Here is a 14,079-nt window from a genome sequence, read left to right on the forward strand (position 1 = left end):
CCCCGGCGGCAGCAGCGCGGCCAGGCGCAGCAGCGGCGCGGCCGGCGCGGCGCATGCCAGCAGCGCGCGCAGCGGCCCCAGCGGCCCGGCTTCCGGCAGCACGGCCGCCAGCAGCCCCGCCTGCCGCATCAGGGCCAGGGCTTCCACGGGGTCCGCGACTTCCAGCAGCCGCTTCAGCTCCATCCAGATGCGTTCCGGCGCGATGCGGGCGCGCAGCCCCTCCACCGCGCCGCCGATCGCCGCCAGCGCCGCCGCATCCGGCGCGCCGCGGCCGTAGCGGGCCCAGAAGCGGAAGAAGCGCAGCGCGCGCAGGTAATCCTCGCGCAGCCGGGTCGCGGCGTCGCCGACGAAGCGCACCCGGCCGGCTTCGAGATCGGCGCGCCCGTCGAAGTAGTCCCAGAGCCGGCCGGCGGCATCCATGGACATGGCGTTGAAGGTGAAGTCGCGCCGTGCCGCATCCTCCCGCCAGTCGGTGGTCCAGGCGACCTCGGCGTGGCGGCCATCGGTGGCCAGGTCGCGGCGCAGCGCCGTCACCTCCACCGGCTGGTGGTCCAGCACGGCGGTGACGGTGCCATGCGCCAGCCCGGTCTCGAACACCTTCAGCCCGGCCTCGCGCAGCCGTTGCGCGATGGCCTCCGGCGGCAGCGGCGCGGCGACATCCACATCATGCACCGCGCGGCCGGCCAGGGCATCCCGCACGCAGCCGCCGACCGCCCGGGCGCCGGGCAGGGCGGCCAGCACGGCGGCCGGCGCGCCGGAGGCCAGGAAGCCGGGCGGGTCGATCTCCGCCACGGGTGGGTCGGTCATCGCGCCGGTTCCAGATGGCTGGGGATCACCCGGCCATCGGCGCCCAGGCTGGGCGGCACGTAGTCGGCGCCGGCCTGGCCGGTGCGGGTCTGGCGCAGCCACAGCCCGGCGGCGGCCACCAGCACCAGCGTCACCGCCAGGGCGACGAGCAGGGCCGGCGAGGGCCGGGCGCCGTCGGGCCGCAGCCAGCGCCAGAGCAGCCAGGCGAGGAGCGGCAGCAGGATGAGGAGGATGGCCATGGCCGCATCCTACCCCGCCCGCCGCCCGGCCGGCAGGCCCGCCGGCCGCGACGTCAGTCCAGCCGGATCGCCAGCGGCGCCGCCACCCGGGTCCAGCGCGCCAGGTCGGCCCGCAGCAGGGCGCCGAAGGCGGCGGCGTCGGCGCCGTTCGGCACCGCGCCCAGCGCCGCCAGCCGGGTCTTAACCGGCGCCGATTCCAGCGCCTGCCGGAAGGCATCGCCCCAGCGCGCCACGGCGGCGGGGGGCGTGCCGGCGGGGGCGACGAGGCCGGTCCAGATCGAGGCCTCGAAATCCGGCACGCCGCCCTCGATCAGCGTCGGCACCTGCGCCACCGCCGGGAACCGGGTGCGGGAGGTCACGCCCATCACCCGCAGCTGCCCGCCGGAGAAGCCGAGCACGGAGGGGACGGAGACGAACATCATGGCGATGCGCCCGGCCATCAGGTCGTTGAAGGCGGCCGCGGCGCCGCGATAGGGCACGTGCTCGATGTTCAGCCGCTCCCGCGCCTTCAGATCCTCCATGATGAGGTGGGTGTTGGTGCCGATGCCGGTGCTGGCATAGGGCATCGGCTGCGGCGCGGCGCGGGCCAGCGCCAGCAGGCCGGGCAGGTCCTGCACCGGCAGGTTCGGCGCGGCGATCAGCGCCACCGGGCTGTCCGAGATGTGCAGGATCGGCGCGAAATCGGCGATCGGGTCGTAGGACAGGCGGCGGCCGATGGCCTTGGCGATGGTCAGCTGGCCGGCGGTGGCCAGCAGCAGGGTGGTGCCATCGGGGGCCGCCTTGGCCACCGCTTCCGCCCCCAGCAGGCCGCCGGCGCCGGCGCGGTTCTCCACCACCACATTCTGCCCGACCGTGGCGGTGACGGCCTGGGCGAAGAGCCGGCCGAGCACGTCCTGGCTGCCGCCGGGCGCGAAGGGCACCACCAGCCGCACCGGGCGGTCCGGCGACCAGCCCTGCCCGAAGGCGGGGCCGCCCAGCGCCGGCAGGGCCAGGGCGCTGGCGAGGAGGGCGCGGCGGGTGGGGCGGGGTGCCGGCATGGCATCAACTCCGAGGAAGGAACGAAGCCTGCCGTGTGCACCGCGCCGCGGCAAGCTCAGCGATCCAGGCCCTCGCGCAGCGCCGCCGCCAGGTCCAGCCCCTCCAGCGTGGCGAGCAGCGGGTTGGCGCGCAGGTCGCGGCCCCACAGCGTCTCCAGCACCGCCACCACCGCCGCCGTCCGGGGCATCGCCACGCCGCGGCGGGCCGCCAGCCACAGGTAGAAGGCGAGGCCGAAGGGCACGTCCTCGGTCACATAGCGCGTGTCCATCGCCGCCGGGCCGGCCACGCTGCGGCCGCCGGCGTCGATCGCCAGGCCCATCGCGGGCAGCGGCGCGCGCGGCACCCCGCTGGCGCGGTGCAGCGATTCCGCCAGCGACAGGACGGCAAGCCCCCAGGCGGCGGCCAGCGCCTCGCGCTCCGCCTCCAGCGCCTGCATCAGCCGGGCGGAGGCCTCGGTCATCAACGCGTATTGCGGCCAGGTCTCGGCGCGCTCGATGCGGGTGACATTGGCCAGGGCCAGCACCGCATGGATGATCGGGTTGGCATTGGCCAGCGCCGGGTGCAGCACGTCCGGCGCCACCGGGCAGTCATGGCCGAACAGCGCGGTGGCCAGGGCGGCCAGCGGCGGCGCCGCGGCGGCGGGCAGGGCGGCCAGATCGACGGCGGCGCGGATCGCCGGGATGCGCACCCGCCCCGGCGCGAGGCGCCGCGCCGTGGTCGGCGTGGTCGCCATGCCCCCCACCGGCGCGCGCGGCCCGAGGCTGCGGCGCAGCACCTCGAACACCAGGGGCGACAGCGCCGCGGCGGGGGCGATCAGCAGGGGCAGGCCGGGCGGGATGGCGGCGGCCAGGCGCGGCAGCAGGGCTTCGTGCGCATAGGCCGGCACCGCCAGCAGCGCGACCGTGGCGCCGTCCAGGGCCTCCTCCAGCCGCGCCGCCACGTGCAACGGAAAGCGGCCCGCCAGCGCCCCCTCCGCTTCGATGAACCCCGCCATCCCCGCCGTGCCGCGGCCGGAGGGCGACCACAGCACCACCGCATGCCCGCGGGAGGCGGCGAGCGCGGCGGCGGCCGGGCCGATGGCGCCGGCGCCGAGGATCGCGACCTTCATGCCGCATCCCCCGTGGCGCGATCCGGCCATTCATCGCCCAGCAATTCGGGCGTCTCATAGGCCTGAAGGCTGGCGAAATGCGCCTCCCGGTCCTCGACGAAGAAGGCGCGGGCGATGAAGTGGGCCAGCCGCCTGGCGCCGGCGCTGACCGCGGGGATGTCGCCGGAAAGCTTCCCGTGGCTCAGCGTCGCCGGGTAGTTGAAGCAGTGCAGCCGGGCCAGCGCCGGGCAGGTGCCCGGCTGCCTCTCCTGGAAGGCGAAGCCGGGGTCGAGGTCGGGCGAGGTCGCCAGCTCCTCATTCAGCCGTTCCGCCTGGAACCGGTCGCCCCACAGCCGGATATGCGGCGCCAGGGCCGCCAGTTCCGGCCGGCCGGCGATGTCCACCCGGAAGCCGGTGCCGAAGATCAGGAAGTCCAGTTCCAGCGTGCGGTGCGGCGTCTCCAGCCGGATCACCCCATCCTGGGCGGAGAGCGCGCGGATCGGGCTGGCGAGGTGCAGGTGGGCGTGCGGGAAGCGGGCGACGCGCAGCGTCGAATCGCGCGGCGGCGGCGTCTGCGCCCCGAGCACCAGGTCAAGGAAGCGCCACTTCCACGCATCCGGCAGGCCGGCGAAACCGTGCACCACGCCCGGGCTGCCGATGCCGGTGAACTTGTTCACCCGCGGCAGGGCGGGCCGGCGAACGATCATGTCGAGCCGCGCGCAGCCCGCCTCCAGCGCCGCCGCCGCATTGTCCATGGCCGAGGCCCCGGCGCCGACCACGCCGACGCGCTTGCCGGCCAGCGCCGCGAAGTCGATGGCGTCCCGCGAATGGGCGCGAAGCGCCGGCGGCAGCGCTTCCGCGATCTCCGGCAGCCAGGGGCCGCCCAGCCCGTCCCGCCCGGTGGCGAGCACCACCCGGCGGGCCAGGATGCGGCCGGCCGTCGTCTCCAGCGTGAAGAGATCCGCGCCCAGCGGGCGGATGCCCTCCACGGCGACAGCGTTCTCCACCGGGATGTCCATCACCCGGCGGTACCAGATGAGGTAGTCCATCCACAGCGCGCGCGGGATCTTGCCGAGCGCGTCGAAGGCGGCGGCGCCGTGCTGGTATTCGTACCAGGCGCGGAAGGTCAGCGCCGGCAGGTCCAGCGCCGGGCCCGCGAGCGTCTTCGGGGAGCGCAGCGTCTCCATCCGCGCGAAGGTCACCCAGGGGCCTTCCTGCCCCGCCGGCGCGCGGTCCAGCACCCGGATATTGGCGATGCCGAGCAGCCGCAACGCGGCGGCCGCCGCCAGACCGCACATGCCGGCGCCGATGATGACCACATCCGTCACATCCTGCCCGTCCTGCCGCCGCGGCGGCACCCAGGGCTTCGCCGGCCATTCCAGCCAGGCGAGGTCCTGGCGCAGCCGGGCCTCCAGCGCGGCGAGGCCCGGCGCGGTGCGTTCCGGGGGCGTGAAGGCGGAATCCGGCATGGGGGGCGGCCTGGGAAGGAGGACAGGGCGCTGTAGCGCGCCCCGCCCGATCCTGCACGCCGCCTGTCAGCGCCGCAGCAGCGTTGCCAGGTTCACCAGGATGGCGGCGGTGGCGCCCCAGATCAGGTGCTGGTCATGCGGCCAGACCCAGTATTCGCGCATCCGGCCGCGCCATTCGCGGCGCTGCCGGCGGGGCGCCGCCGGGTCCAGCACCACGGAAAGCGGCAGTTCGAAGATCGCCTGCACCTCCGCCGGGTCCGGCGTCAGCGTCAGCGGTGGATCCAGGAAGCCGACCACGGGGGTGATGCGGTAGCCGGTGCCGGTGAGGTGGTCCGGCAGGGTGCCGCGCAGCAGCGGCAGGCGCGGGTCCAGCCCCACCTCCTCCGCCGCCTCGCGCAGCGCCGCGGCCTCCGCCGTCTCCCCGGCCTCCACCCTGCCGCCGGGGAAGGCCACCTGCCCGGCATGGGCGGAAAGCCGCGTGGCGCGCAGCGTCAGCAGCACGCCGGGGCCGGAATCGTGCCAGATGATCGGCACCAGCACGGCGGCTGCCACCGCGCGGGCGGGGTCGAGCTGGGCCGGGTCGGCGTCGTCGAAGGTGGTGGCGGAGAGCTGCGCCAGCCGGGCCGGGTCGGCCAGCCGCGCGGCGATGTCCCGCCGGCTCAGCGGCAGCATGGGGCGCGTGTCCGCAGCGGGTCTCTCACTCCGCGGCGCAGGCGGTCGGGCAATCGTCGATCGGGAAGAACACGCCCTGCGACCAGACGCCGAGCACGCTGCGCCCGTCCACCACCTCGGCCTGCGACAGCGCCACCAGCTCGTAGAACACCGCGCGGTTGATGCGCGCTTCCAGCCCGGCGCGGACGGTGATGTAGGGCCGCGGCTCGCGGGTCCGCGGGTCGATGGCGACGCGGATCGGGTGATCCTGGTCCGCCGTCACCATCTCATCGAGGTTGGTGCGGAAGGTCAGGCATTGGCGGGGGCGGGCGCCCGGGCAGGCGGGGGCGTGGCTGTCGACGCAGTCGCGCCACCACATCTCCACCGCCACGAAGGGCGCGTCCTCCACCTCGATCCGGCCGCGCTCCACCGGGGTTTCCAGCCAGAAGCTGCCGTCGGCCTCCCGCTTCAGGACGGAGGCGAACAGGCAGACCAGTTCCTTCCGGCCGATCGGGCTGCCCTGGTAGTACCAGCTGCCATCGCGGGCGATGCGCATGGAGAAGTCGCCGCAATCGCGGCGCAGCGGCGGCATCCGGCCCGGTCGCCCCTTGCCCGGCGCCATCGCCAGGCGCATCGCGGGGGGCTGGCCAGGCACGCCACAGGCCTGCCGCGCTCCGTCGGGTCGTGCTTCGCTCATCAGCCCTTCCGCACCAGCTTCACGGGGCGCGACGCACCCCGGACGATCCCTTCCCCAACCGGGTCGCGCCGCGACCCGGCCCACTCCGGAAAGCCCGCAGGGCCTTCCCTCCGCCACTTGTGGCCCCGGAAAACCACCTGGGTGCACTGCGATGTGGCATCCGGCATGGGCGGCGTGGATACTCACCCCCATATCGGATGTGACGCATATAGGGAGCCTGACCCGCATGGTGGAAGTGGTTGACGCCGCCGAGGCGGAATCTCTGCTGCAGGAGGCCGATCAGCTCGCCACCCGCCTCGCCAAGGTTCGCGAAGGTGTCGGCCGTGTCATCTTCGGCCAGGAACAGGTGGTGGAGCGCACCCTCATCACCCTGCTGTCCGGCGGGCACCTGCTGCTGGTGGGCGTGCCGGGCCTGGGCAAGACCAAGCTGGTGGAGACGCTGGGCACCGTGCTCGGCCTCGATTCGCGGCGCGTGCAGTTCACGCCCGACCTGATGCCCGCCGACATCCTGGGCAGCGAGGTGCTGGAGGAGGATGTGCACGGCAAGCGCGCCTTCCGCTTCATCAAGGGGCCGGTGTTCTGCCAGCTGCTGATGGCGGACGAGATCAACCGCGCCAGCCCGCGCACGCAGTCGGCGCTGCTGCAGGCGATGCAGGAGCAGAAGGTGGCGATCGCCGGGGAGATCCACGCGCTGCCGGCGCCCTTCCACGTGCTGGCGACGCAGAACCCGATCGAGCAGGAAGGCACCTATCCGCTGCCGGAAGCGCAGCTGGACCGATTCCTGCTGGAGATCGACGTCACCTACCCCGACCTGGCCGCGGAACGCGCCATGCTGCTGGCGACCACCGGGGCGAAGGAAGCGCGGGCGGTGCCGGCGATGACCGGGGCCGACCTGGCCGCGGCGCAACTGCTGATCCGCCGCCTGCCGGTGGGCGAGCAGGTGCTGGAGGCGATCCTGCGCGTGGTGCGCAGCGCCCGGCCGGAGACCACCGAGATCGAGGCGGTGCGCCGCCACCTGGCCTATGGCCCCGGGCCGCGCGCGGCGCAGGCGCTGATGCTGGCGACAAGGGCGCGCGCCGTGCTGGACGGGCGGCTCTCGCCCAGCGTGGAGGATGTGCAGGCGCTGCTGGAGCCGGTGCTGCGCCACCGCATGGCGCTGAATTTCGCCGCCCGCGCCGATGGGGTGCGGCTGGCCGAGGTGCTGGACGTGCTGAAGGCACAGCTTGCCTAGCCCGCGCCCCGCCCCCACCAGGCGTTCCGTCACCCGGCTTTCCCTGCCCTGGGCGGAACAGCTTGGCGCCCGGCTACCGCCGCTGCTGGTGCAGGCGGAACGCGTCGCCGCCACCGTCATGCCGGGCGTGCATGGACGCCGGCGCTCCGGCCCTGGCGAGGCCTTCTGGCAGTTCCGGCCCTATGTGGCCGGCGACCAGGTGAGCCGCATCGACTGGCGGCAATCCGGCAAGTCCGACCGCCTGTTCATCCGCGAGACGGAATGGGAATCGGCGCAGACCGTGGGGCTGTGGCGGGCCGGCGGGCCCGGCATGGCCTGGCGCAGCAGCCGCGACCTGCCGGAAAAGGCGCATCGCGCGGAATTGCTGCTGCTGGCCCTGGCCGCGCTGCTGCTGCGCGGCGGGGAGCGCGTGCGGCTGTTCGGCCTGCCGCGGCCCTATGGCGGGCGCGGCGCCCTGCCGCTGATCGCCGATGGCCTGGCCGGCCTGGCGCCGCGGCCGGAGGATCCGCGCCTGGCGCGGCACGCCCGCGCCGTGCTGTTCGGCGATTTCTGGGCCCCCCTGGAGGAGACCCGCGCCGCCATCGGCCGGCTTGCCGGGCAGGGGGTGCGCGGCCATCTGCTGCAGGTGATCGACCCGGCCGAGGAAACCCTGCCCTATGCGGGCCGCGTGCGGTTCGAGGGCGTGGGCGGCGACGCCGGCGCGCCGGCGCTGCTGCCGCGCGTCGAATCGGTGCGCCCCGCCTATGCGGAGCGCGTCGCCCGGCACCGGGAAGGGCTGGCCGCGCTCGCTGCCGCCGCCGGCTGGACCTTCGCCAGCCACCGTACCGACCACCCGCCCGAAGCCGCGCTGCTGGCCCTGCACCAGCGCCTGGCGCCGGCATGAGGGCGGGCTGCGCCGCGGGGGATCAGCCTGGCCCGCGCCGCGGGAATGAACGCGGCATGAAGCCCGCCCGCCTGCCGCCCCTCGACGGACCCCCGCCATGCTGAGCCTCGGTTCGCTGACCTTCGCCGCCCCCTGGCTGCTGCTGGCCCTGCCCGCCCTGCCGGTGCTGTGGTGGCTGCTGCGCGTCACGCCGCCGGCGCCGAAGCGCCAGGACTTCCCCGCGCTGCGCCTGCTGCGGGAGATGCCGGCGCCGGAGGAAACCCCGGCCCGCACCCCCTGGTGGCTGCTCGCGCTGCGGCTGGCCGCGGCAGCGCTGATGATCCTCGGCCTGGCGCGACCCATACTCGGCACCGGCGGTGCCGCGGGCGGGGCCGGGCCGTTGCTGGTCGCGATCGACGATGGCTGGGCGGCGGCGGCGGATTGGCCGGACCGGGTGGCGGCGGCGGAAGCGGCGCTGGACGGCGCGGCCCGCGAAGGCCGCCGCACCGCCCTGCTGCTGACCGCGCCCCCCCTGCTGCCGGGCACGCCGCTGGTCACCGCGCTGATGCCGGCGGAGGAATTGCGCAGCCGGCTGGTGGCGCTGCGGCCGCGCCCCTGGGCGCCGGATCGCGCCGGGGCGCTGGCGGCGCTGGCCGAATGGCGCGCCGCCCATCCGGGCGACTTCGCCGCGCTGTATGTTGCCGATGGCCTGGACCATGCGGCGGAGCCCGGCTTCCGCCCCCTGGCGGAGGCGCTGGCGGCCGGCGGCGCGCTGACGGTTGCCCGCGCCGAGGGCCGCCCCACCCGGCTGCTGCCGCCGCCGCGGGCGGAGGCCGACCAGCTGCTGCTCAGCCTGCTGACCACGCCGCTGCCGGTGGACAGCGAGGCCGCGGTGCTGGCGCGCACCGGCGATGGCCGGACGCTGGCCCGCGCCGTGGTCCCGATCCCGGCCGGCGCCACGAGGGCGGAGGCGGCGCTGCCCCTGCCGATCGAGATCCGCAACCAGGTGGTGCGGCTGGACCTGGAGGATGTGGTCGGCGCCAATGCCACCGTGCTGCTGGACGAGCGCTTCCGCCGCCGGCCGGTCGGGCTGATCGCCGGTGGCGAGCAGGCCGCGGCCGATGTGCCGCTGATCGGCGAGCTGTTCTACCTGGACCGCGCCCTGGCCCCGCATGCGGAGCTGCGCCGCGGCTCGGTGGAGGCCCTGCTGGAGCGCCGGCTGTCCGTGCTGGTGCTGGCCGACCACCCGGTGGAGCCGGGGCCGGAGCGCGACCGGCTGGCCGCCTGGATCGAGGCCGGCGGCACGCTGGTGCGCTTCGCCGGGCCGCGGCTGGCGGAAAATCCGGACGGGCTGCTGCCGGTGCCGCTGCGCGCCGGGGAACGCCAGCTGGGCGGCGCGCTGTCCTGGGAACGGCCGCAGGCGCTGGCGCCCTTCCCGGAGGGCTCGCCCTTCCAGGGGCTGGTGCCGCCGCCGGAGGTGACGGTGGAGCGCCAGGTGCTGGCCGAACCCTCCGCCCGCCTGTCCGGCCACACCTGGGCGCGGCTGGCCGATGGCACGCCGCTGGTCACCTGGGACAATCGTGGCGCCGGGCGGATCGTGATGTTCCATGTGACGGCGAATGCCGAATGGTCCTCCCTGCCGCTGTCCGGCCTGTTCGTGGACATGCTGCGCCGGCTGGTGGCGCTGTCAGCCGGGGTGTCCGGCGCGGAGGGGGAGGCGCTGCTGCCGCCGCTGGAAACGCTGGACGGCTTCGGCCAACTCGGCCCGCCGCCACCCGCCGCGCAGCCCCTGGCGGCGGCGCGCGTGGAGCAGGAAGTGCCTTCGCCGCAGCATCCGCCGGGCTGGTACGGCACCGGCCAGGGCGAGGCCGGGCATCGCCGCGCCCTGAACCTGGGCAGCACGGTGGCGGCGCTGCGCCCGGCGGGAGCGCTGCCGCCGGGCACCGCGGTGCGGGCGATCGGCGGCGTGCCGGCGGAACGCGACCTCGGCCCCTGGCTGCTGGCGGCCGCGCTGCTGCTGCTGGTGGCGGATCTGCTGGTCTCGCTCGGCCTGCGCGGGGTGCTGGCGCGGCCGCGCCTGGCGGCGCTGCTGCTGGCCGGCCTGCTCGGTGCCGCGCCCGCCGCCGCCCCCGCCTTGGCGCAGGAGGCCAGCAACAGCCCGGCGCTGGCCACGCGCCTGGCCTATGTGGCGACGGGCGATGCGCAGCTGGACGAGATCAGCCGCGCCGGGCTGGTCGGGCTGTCCGACTTCGTCAACCGCCGCACCGCGGCGGCGCTGGCGGAGCCGGCCTCCGTGGTGCCGGGGCGCGACGACCTGTCCTTCTTCCCGCTGCTGTACTGGCCGGTACTGGGCGAGGCGGCACAGCCCGATGCGACCGCCGTCGCGGCGCTGAACGGCTTCATGCGCCATGGCGGCATCATCCTGTTCGACACGCGGGACGAGGGCTCCGGCGAGGGATTCTCGCCCGGCGCCCGCGCGGCGCTGCGGCGGCTGACGCGCGACCTGGTGGTGCCGCCGCTGGCCCCGGTGGCGGAAGACCACGTGCTGCGGCGTGCCTTCTACCTGCTGCCGGACCTGCCCGGCCGCTTCACCGGCGGCACGGTGTGGGTGGCGCGCGACCAGGACCGGGCGAATGACAGCGTCAGCCCGGTGATCATCGGCGGGCATGACTGGGCCGGCGCCTGGGCCATCGATGCCCGCGGCAACAACCCCTACGCCGCCATCCCCGGCGGCGCGCGGCAGCGCACCCTGGCCTACCGCTTCGGCACCAACCTCGTGATGTACGCGCTGACCGGCAACTACAAGGGCGACCAGGTGCATGTGCCGGCCATCCTGGAAAGGCTCGGGAATTAGCGGATGAATCAGGCCCTCGCCGGTATCGACTTCGCGCCCGTCATCCCGCTTTGGCTGCTGGCCGGGCTGGCGCTGCTGGCGCTGCTGGCGCTGCTGCCGGCGCTGGCGCGGCGGGAGGCGGGGGCGGATGGCGCCCGCCGCTTCGCCCCGGCCCGCGGTGCCTGGCTGCGCGCGCTGGCCTTCGCCGCGCTGCTGCTGGCGCTGGCCAATCCCCGGCTGGTGGAGGAGACGCGGCAGACCCGGCCGGACATCGCCCTGCTGCTGGTGGACCGCAGCGACAGCGCCGGGCTCGGCGCCCGCCCCGGCCAGATTACCGCGGCGCGCGACGCCATCGAGGCCCGGGCCCGCCGCCTGCCGGACCTGGAACTGCGCACGGTGGAGGTGCCGGAGGGCGGCAACCAGGGCACGCGGCTGCATTCGGCCATGGAGCGCGCTTTGGCCGACATCCCGCGTGCCCGGCTGGCCGGGGTGATGGCGCTGACCGATGGCCAGGTGCACGACGTGCCGGAAGCCGCGGCGCTCGATGCCCCCTTCCACCTGCTGCTGCCCGGCCGGCCCGGGGAGGTGGACCGCCGCATCCGGGTGATCGAGGCGCCGGGCTTCGGCATCGTCGGCCGCCCGGTGGAGCTGCGCGTGGTGGTGGAGGATCTGGGCGCGGCGGAGAGCGACGGTGCCGCCCGGCTCACCATCCGTCGCGACGGCCAGCCGCCGCGCGTCGAATCCGTGCCGGTGGGCCGCGAGCATCGCCTTGCGGTGCCGATCGAGCGCGGCGGCCAGACGGTGGTGGAGCTGACGGCGGAAACCCGCGCCGGCCCAGGGGGGGGCGAGGTCAGTGACCGCAACAACCGCACCGTCATCGCCATCAACGGCGTGCGCGACCGGCTGCGCGTGCTGCTCGTGTCCGGCGAACCGCATGCCGGGCAGCGCACCTGGCGGCGGCTGCTGAAGGCCGACCCGAATGTGGATCTGGTGCATTTCACCATTCTCCGCCCGCCGGAGAAGGACGATCTGACCCCGCTGCACGAGCTGGCGCTGATCGCCTTCCCGGTGCGCGAGCTGTTCCAGGTGAAGCTGCGCGAATTCGACCTGATCGTCTTCGACCGCTTCGGCAATCGCGGCCTGCTGCCACCCGTGTATCTGCGCAACATCGCCGACTACGTCCGCGGCGGCGGGGCGCTGCTGCTGGCGGTGGGGCCGGAATTCGCCGGGCCGACCAGCCTGGCGGCCACGCCGCTCGGCCAGATCCTGCCGGCGAGGCCGCCCAGCGGGCCGGGCGCGGCGCAGGCGGCGCTGCTGGAACAGCCCTTCCGGCCCTTCGTGACGCAACTCGGCGCCCGGCATCCGGTGACGGAGAACCTGCCGGGGGCCAACAGCTTCACCGCCGAAGGCGCCAATCTGGCCGATGCCAGCTGGGGCCGGTGGTATCGGGCGCTGCGCGCCGATGCGCGGGCGGGCAGCACGGTGATGCAGGGGCCGGGCGGCGGGCCGCTGATGGTGCTGGACCGGGTGGGGGAAGGGCGCGTGGCGCTGGTGCTGTCCGACCACATCTGGCTCTGGTCGCGCGGCCATGATGGCGGCGGCCCGCAGCAGGAATTGCTGCGCCGCATCGCCCATTGGACGATGAAGGAGCCGGAGCTGGAGGAGGAGGACCTCTCCGCCCGGATCGAGCACGGCCACCTGACCATCACCCGCCGCTCCCTGGAACCCGGGCCGCCGCCGGAGATCACGGTGACGGCGCCGGACGGCACGACCAGCCGCCATCAGGCGGAGGCGCGTGGCGCCGGGCGGGCGGTGGCGGAGCGCACGGCGCTGCTGCCCGGCGTCTGGCAGGCGACCGACGGCACCCGCACCACCTTCGCCGCCGCCGAGGCCACGAACCCCATGGAGGTGGCGGACCTGCGTGCCGATGCCGCGCCGCTGCGCCCGCTGGTGCTGGCCAGCGGCGGCGGGCTGCGCTGGCTGGGCGAGGCGGCGGCGCCGGAGGTGCCGGAGCTGCGCCGCACCGCCCCGGGCCGGGATGCGGCCGGGCCGGGCTGGATCGGCCTGCGCCGCAACGGCGACCATACCGTCACCGGCATCACCGCCCTGCCGCTGCTGCCGCCCTGGCTGGCGCTGCCCCTGGTGCTGGGCCTGGCGTTGCTCGCCTGGCGGCGGGAGGGGCGCTGACGGGAAGTTGCGAATGTTTCGCAATTTGGTGCTGCGCGCTGCTGGACCGGCGGGCCGGCGCACCCCATCTGCCCGGCATGATGCGTGCGATCCGGTTGTTCCCCCTGCTGGCGGTCCTCGGCGCCTGTGCCCAGGGCCCGACACTCGACCAGCGGCTTTCGACCCATATCGGGGAAAGCGAGTCCGAGCTGGTGGCCCGGATGGGGGTGCCGCTGCGGGTGCATGAAGCCGATGGCCGCCGCTTCCTGCAATTCGAGGATCGCCGCACGGTGCCCGTGGCGTCCTATCCCGGCCCCTACCACGCGCCCGCCTATGGCCCCTGGGGGCCGGCCTTCGGCGGCTGGCCGCAGCCCGGCGGGCTGGTGCAGGTGACCTGCGCGATCACCTTCGCGCTGCGCGACGGACGGGTGGAAGGCTTCAGCCGGCGCGGGGAAGGCTGCTGACGGCAAATCCGGGTGAGGCGGCCTTCCTCGCGCCCCCGAAAATGCCTAGGGTCCATGGCATGCGCAACTTCCCCGTATTGCCCCTTCTGACCGTCGCGCTGGCCGCGCCCCTGCTGGTCCTCGCCGCTGCACCCGCCCAGGCCCAGGGCATCATCCGCCCGGCCGAGCAGGCGCGCACGCCGAGCCGTGCGGCGCCGGCCCTGCCAGGGCTGGCGGCGCGGCAGACGCCGGCGCCCATTCCCGGCGACCCGACCCGCAACCTGTCGCCCAATGCCGCGCTGTTCGACGCCATTGCCCGCGGCGACCTGGCCGCGGCACGGGACGCTGTGGCGCGCGGGGCGAATATCGAGGCGCGCAACGCGCTCGGCCTGTCGCCGCTCGATGCGGCGGTGGACCAGGGGCGGAACGAGATCGCCTTCTACCTGCTTTCGGCCCGTGGCCGCGCCGGCACCGCCCCGGCGGCCGCGGCGCCCTCCGCTGCCGCCCGCCCCGCCGCCGCCATCGCCGCGCCGCCCGCTTCCGGTGGCCCCGGCGG

General features: G+C 75.5%; 13 protein-coding genes. 6 read left to right on the top strand and 7 right to left on the bottom strand.

Features of this window, described 5'->3' with window-relative positions:
* The 7 genes from HEQ75_RS26150 to HEQ75_RS26180 form a co-directional block, all read right to left on the bottom strand.
* Positions 1–807, bottom strand: an 807-nt coding sequence (locus HEQ75_RS26150) for a CCA tRNA nucleotidyltransferase (RefSeq protein ID WP_168035069.1), incomplete at its 3' end; no start/stop codon positions are given.
* Positions 804–1,046 (bottom strand): hypothetical protein, encoded by a 243-nt coding sequence (locus HEQ75_RS26155; RefSeq protein WP_168035070.1) that lies wholly within the window; start codon positions 1,044–1,046, stop codon positions 804–806. The genes HEQ75_RS26150 and HEQ75_RS26155, both read right to left, overlap by 4 nt.
* Positions 1,047–1,099: 53 nt before the next feature.
* Positions 1,100–2,083 (bottom strand): Bug family tripartite tricarboxylate transporter substrate binding protein, encoded by a 984-nt coding sequence (locus HEQ75_RS26160; RefSeq protein WP_168035071.1) that lies wholly within the window; start codon positions 2,081–2,083, stop codon positions 1,100–1,102.
* Between the two features lie 56 nt (positions 2,084–2,139).
* Complete coding sequence (locus tag HEQ75_RS26165) at positions 2,140–3,192, bottom strand: NAD/NADP octopine/nopaline dehydrogenase family protein (protein WP_168035072.1); 1,053 nt, start codon at positions 3,190–3,192, stop codon at positions 2,140–2,142.
* Positions 3,189–4,640 (bottom strand): flavin-containing monooxygenase, encoded by a 1,452-nt coding sequence (locus HEQ75_RS26170; protein ID WP_168035073.1) that lies wholly within the window; start codon positions 4,638–4,640, stop codon positions 3,189–3,191. The genes HEQ75_RS26165 and HEQ75_RS26170 overlap by 4 nt, the downstream gene beginning before the upstream one ends.
* A 66-nt stretch (positions 4,641–4,706) precedes the next feature.
* Positions 4,707–5,312, bottom strand: a complete 606-nt coding sequence (locus HEQ75_RS26175; RefSeq protein ID WP_168035074.1) for an NUDIX hydrolase — start codon at positions 5,310–5,312, stop codon at positions 4,707–4,709.
* 25 nt (positions 5,313–5,337) lie between these two features.
* A complete protein-coding gene (locus HEQ75_RS26180) occupies positions 5,338–5,988 on the bottom strand; it encodes a DUF1285 domain-containing protein (RefSeq protein WP_407925909.1) in 651 nt (216 codons plus the stop codon).
* Positions 5,989–6,214: 226 nt separating this feature from the next.
* On the opposite strand from HEQ75_RS26180, the gene HEQ75_RS26185 reads away from it, so the two are divergent.
* The 6 genes from HEQ75_RS26185 to HEQ75_RS26210 form a co-directional block, all read left to right on the top strand.
* Entirely contained in the window at positions 6,215–7,219 is a 1,005-nt protein-coding gene (locus HEQ75_RS26185; protein WP_168035075.1) for an AAA family ATPase, read from the top strand.
* Positions 7,212–8,102, top strand: coding sequence for a DUF58 domain-containing protein (locus HEQ75_RS26190; RefSeq protein ID WP_235962139.1), 891 nt, complete (start codon positions 7,212–7,214; stop codon positions 8,100–8,102). The genes HEQ75_RS26185 and HEQ75_RS26190 overlap by 8 nt, the downstream gene beginning before the upstream one ends.
* Positions 8,103–8,199: 97 nt before the next feature.
* Positions 8,200–10,935, top strand: coding sequence for a DUF4159 domain-containing protein (locus tag HEQ75_RS26195; RefSeq protein ID WP_235962140.1), 2,736 nt, complete (start codon positions 8,200–8,202; stop codon positions 10,933–10,935).
* A 3-nt stretch (positions 10,936–10,938) separates the two neighbouring features.
* The gene (locus tag HEQ75_RS26200; RefSeq protein ID WP_168035076.1) at positions 10,939–13,101 is read left to right on the top strand and encodes a hypothetical protein; all 2,163 of its coding nucleotides are present in this window, start codon (positions 10,939–10,941) and stop codon (positions 13,099–13,101) included.
* A gap of 77 nt (positions 13,102–13,178) precedes the next feature.
* On the top strand, positions 13,179–13,544 hold the full coding sequence (locus HEQ75_RS26205) for a hypothetical protein (RefSeq protein ID WP_168035077.1): 366 nt from the start codon (positions 13,179–13,181) through the stop codon (positions 13,542–13,544).
* Between the two features lie 59 nt (positions 13,545–13,603).
* Positions 13,604–14,079, top strand: a 476-nt coding sequence (locus HEQ75_RS26210) for an ankyrin repeat domain-containing protein (RefSeq protein WP_168035078.1), incomplete at its 3' end; no start/stop codon positions are given.

The organism is Falsiroseomonas selenitidurans (assembly GCF_012103215.1).
Taxonomy (GTDB): Bacteria; Pseudomonadota; Alphaproteobacteria; order Acetobacterales; family Acetobacteraceae; genus Falsiroseomonas; species Falsiroseomonas selenitidurans.

Coding starts and splice junctions, on each gene's coding strand:
- HEQ75_RS26185 (WP_168035075.1), top strand. CDS start 6,215: ATGGTGGAAGTGGTTGACGCCGCCGAGGCGGAATCTCTGCTGCAGGAG.
- HEQ75_RS26165 (WP_168035072.1), bottom strand. CDS start 3,192: ATGAAGGTCGCGATCCTCGGCGCCGGCGCCATCGGCCCGGCCGCCGCC.
- HEQ75_RS26180 (WP_407925909.1), bottom strand. CDS start 5,988: ATGAGCGAAGCACGACCCGACGGAGCGCGGCAGGCCTGTGGCGTGCCT.
- HEQ75_RS26170 (WP_168035073.1), bottom strand. CDS start 4,640: ATGCCGGATTCCGCCTTCACGCCCCCGGAACGCACCGCGCCGGGCCTC.
- HEQ75_RS26155 (WP_168035070.1), bottom strand. CDS start 1,046: ATGGCCATCCTCCTCATCCTGCTGCCGCTCCTCGCCTGGCTGCTCTGG.
- HEQ75_RS26205 (WP_168035077.1), top strand. CDS start 13,179: ATGATGCGTGCGATCCGGTTGTTCCCCCTGCTGGCGGTCCTCGGCGCC.
- HEQ75_RS26200 (WP_168035076.1), top strand. CDS start 10,939: ATGAATCAGGCCCTCGCCGGTATCGACTTCGCGCCCGTCATCCCGCTT.
- HEQ75_RS26175 (WP_168035074.1), bottom strand. CDS start 5,312: ATGCTGCCGCTGAGCCGGCGGGACATCGCCGCGCGGCTGGCCGACCCG.
- HEQ75_RS26195 (WP_235962140.1), top strand. CDS start 8,200: ATGCTGAGCCTCGGTTCGCTGACCTTCGCCGCCCCCTGGCTGCTGCTG.
- HEQ75_RS26160 (WP_168035071.1), bottom strand. CDS start 2,083: ATGCCGGCACCCCGCCCCACCCGCCGCGCCCTCCTCGCCAGCGCCCTG.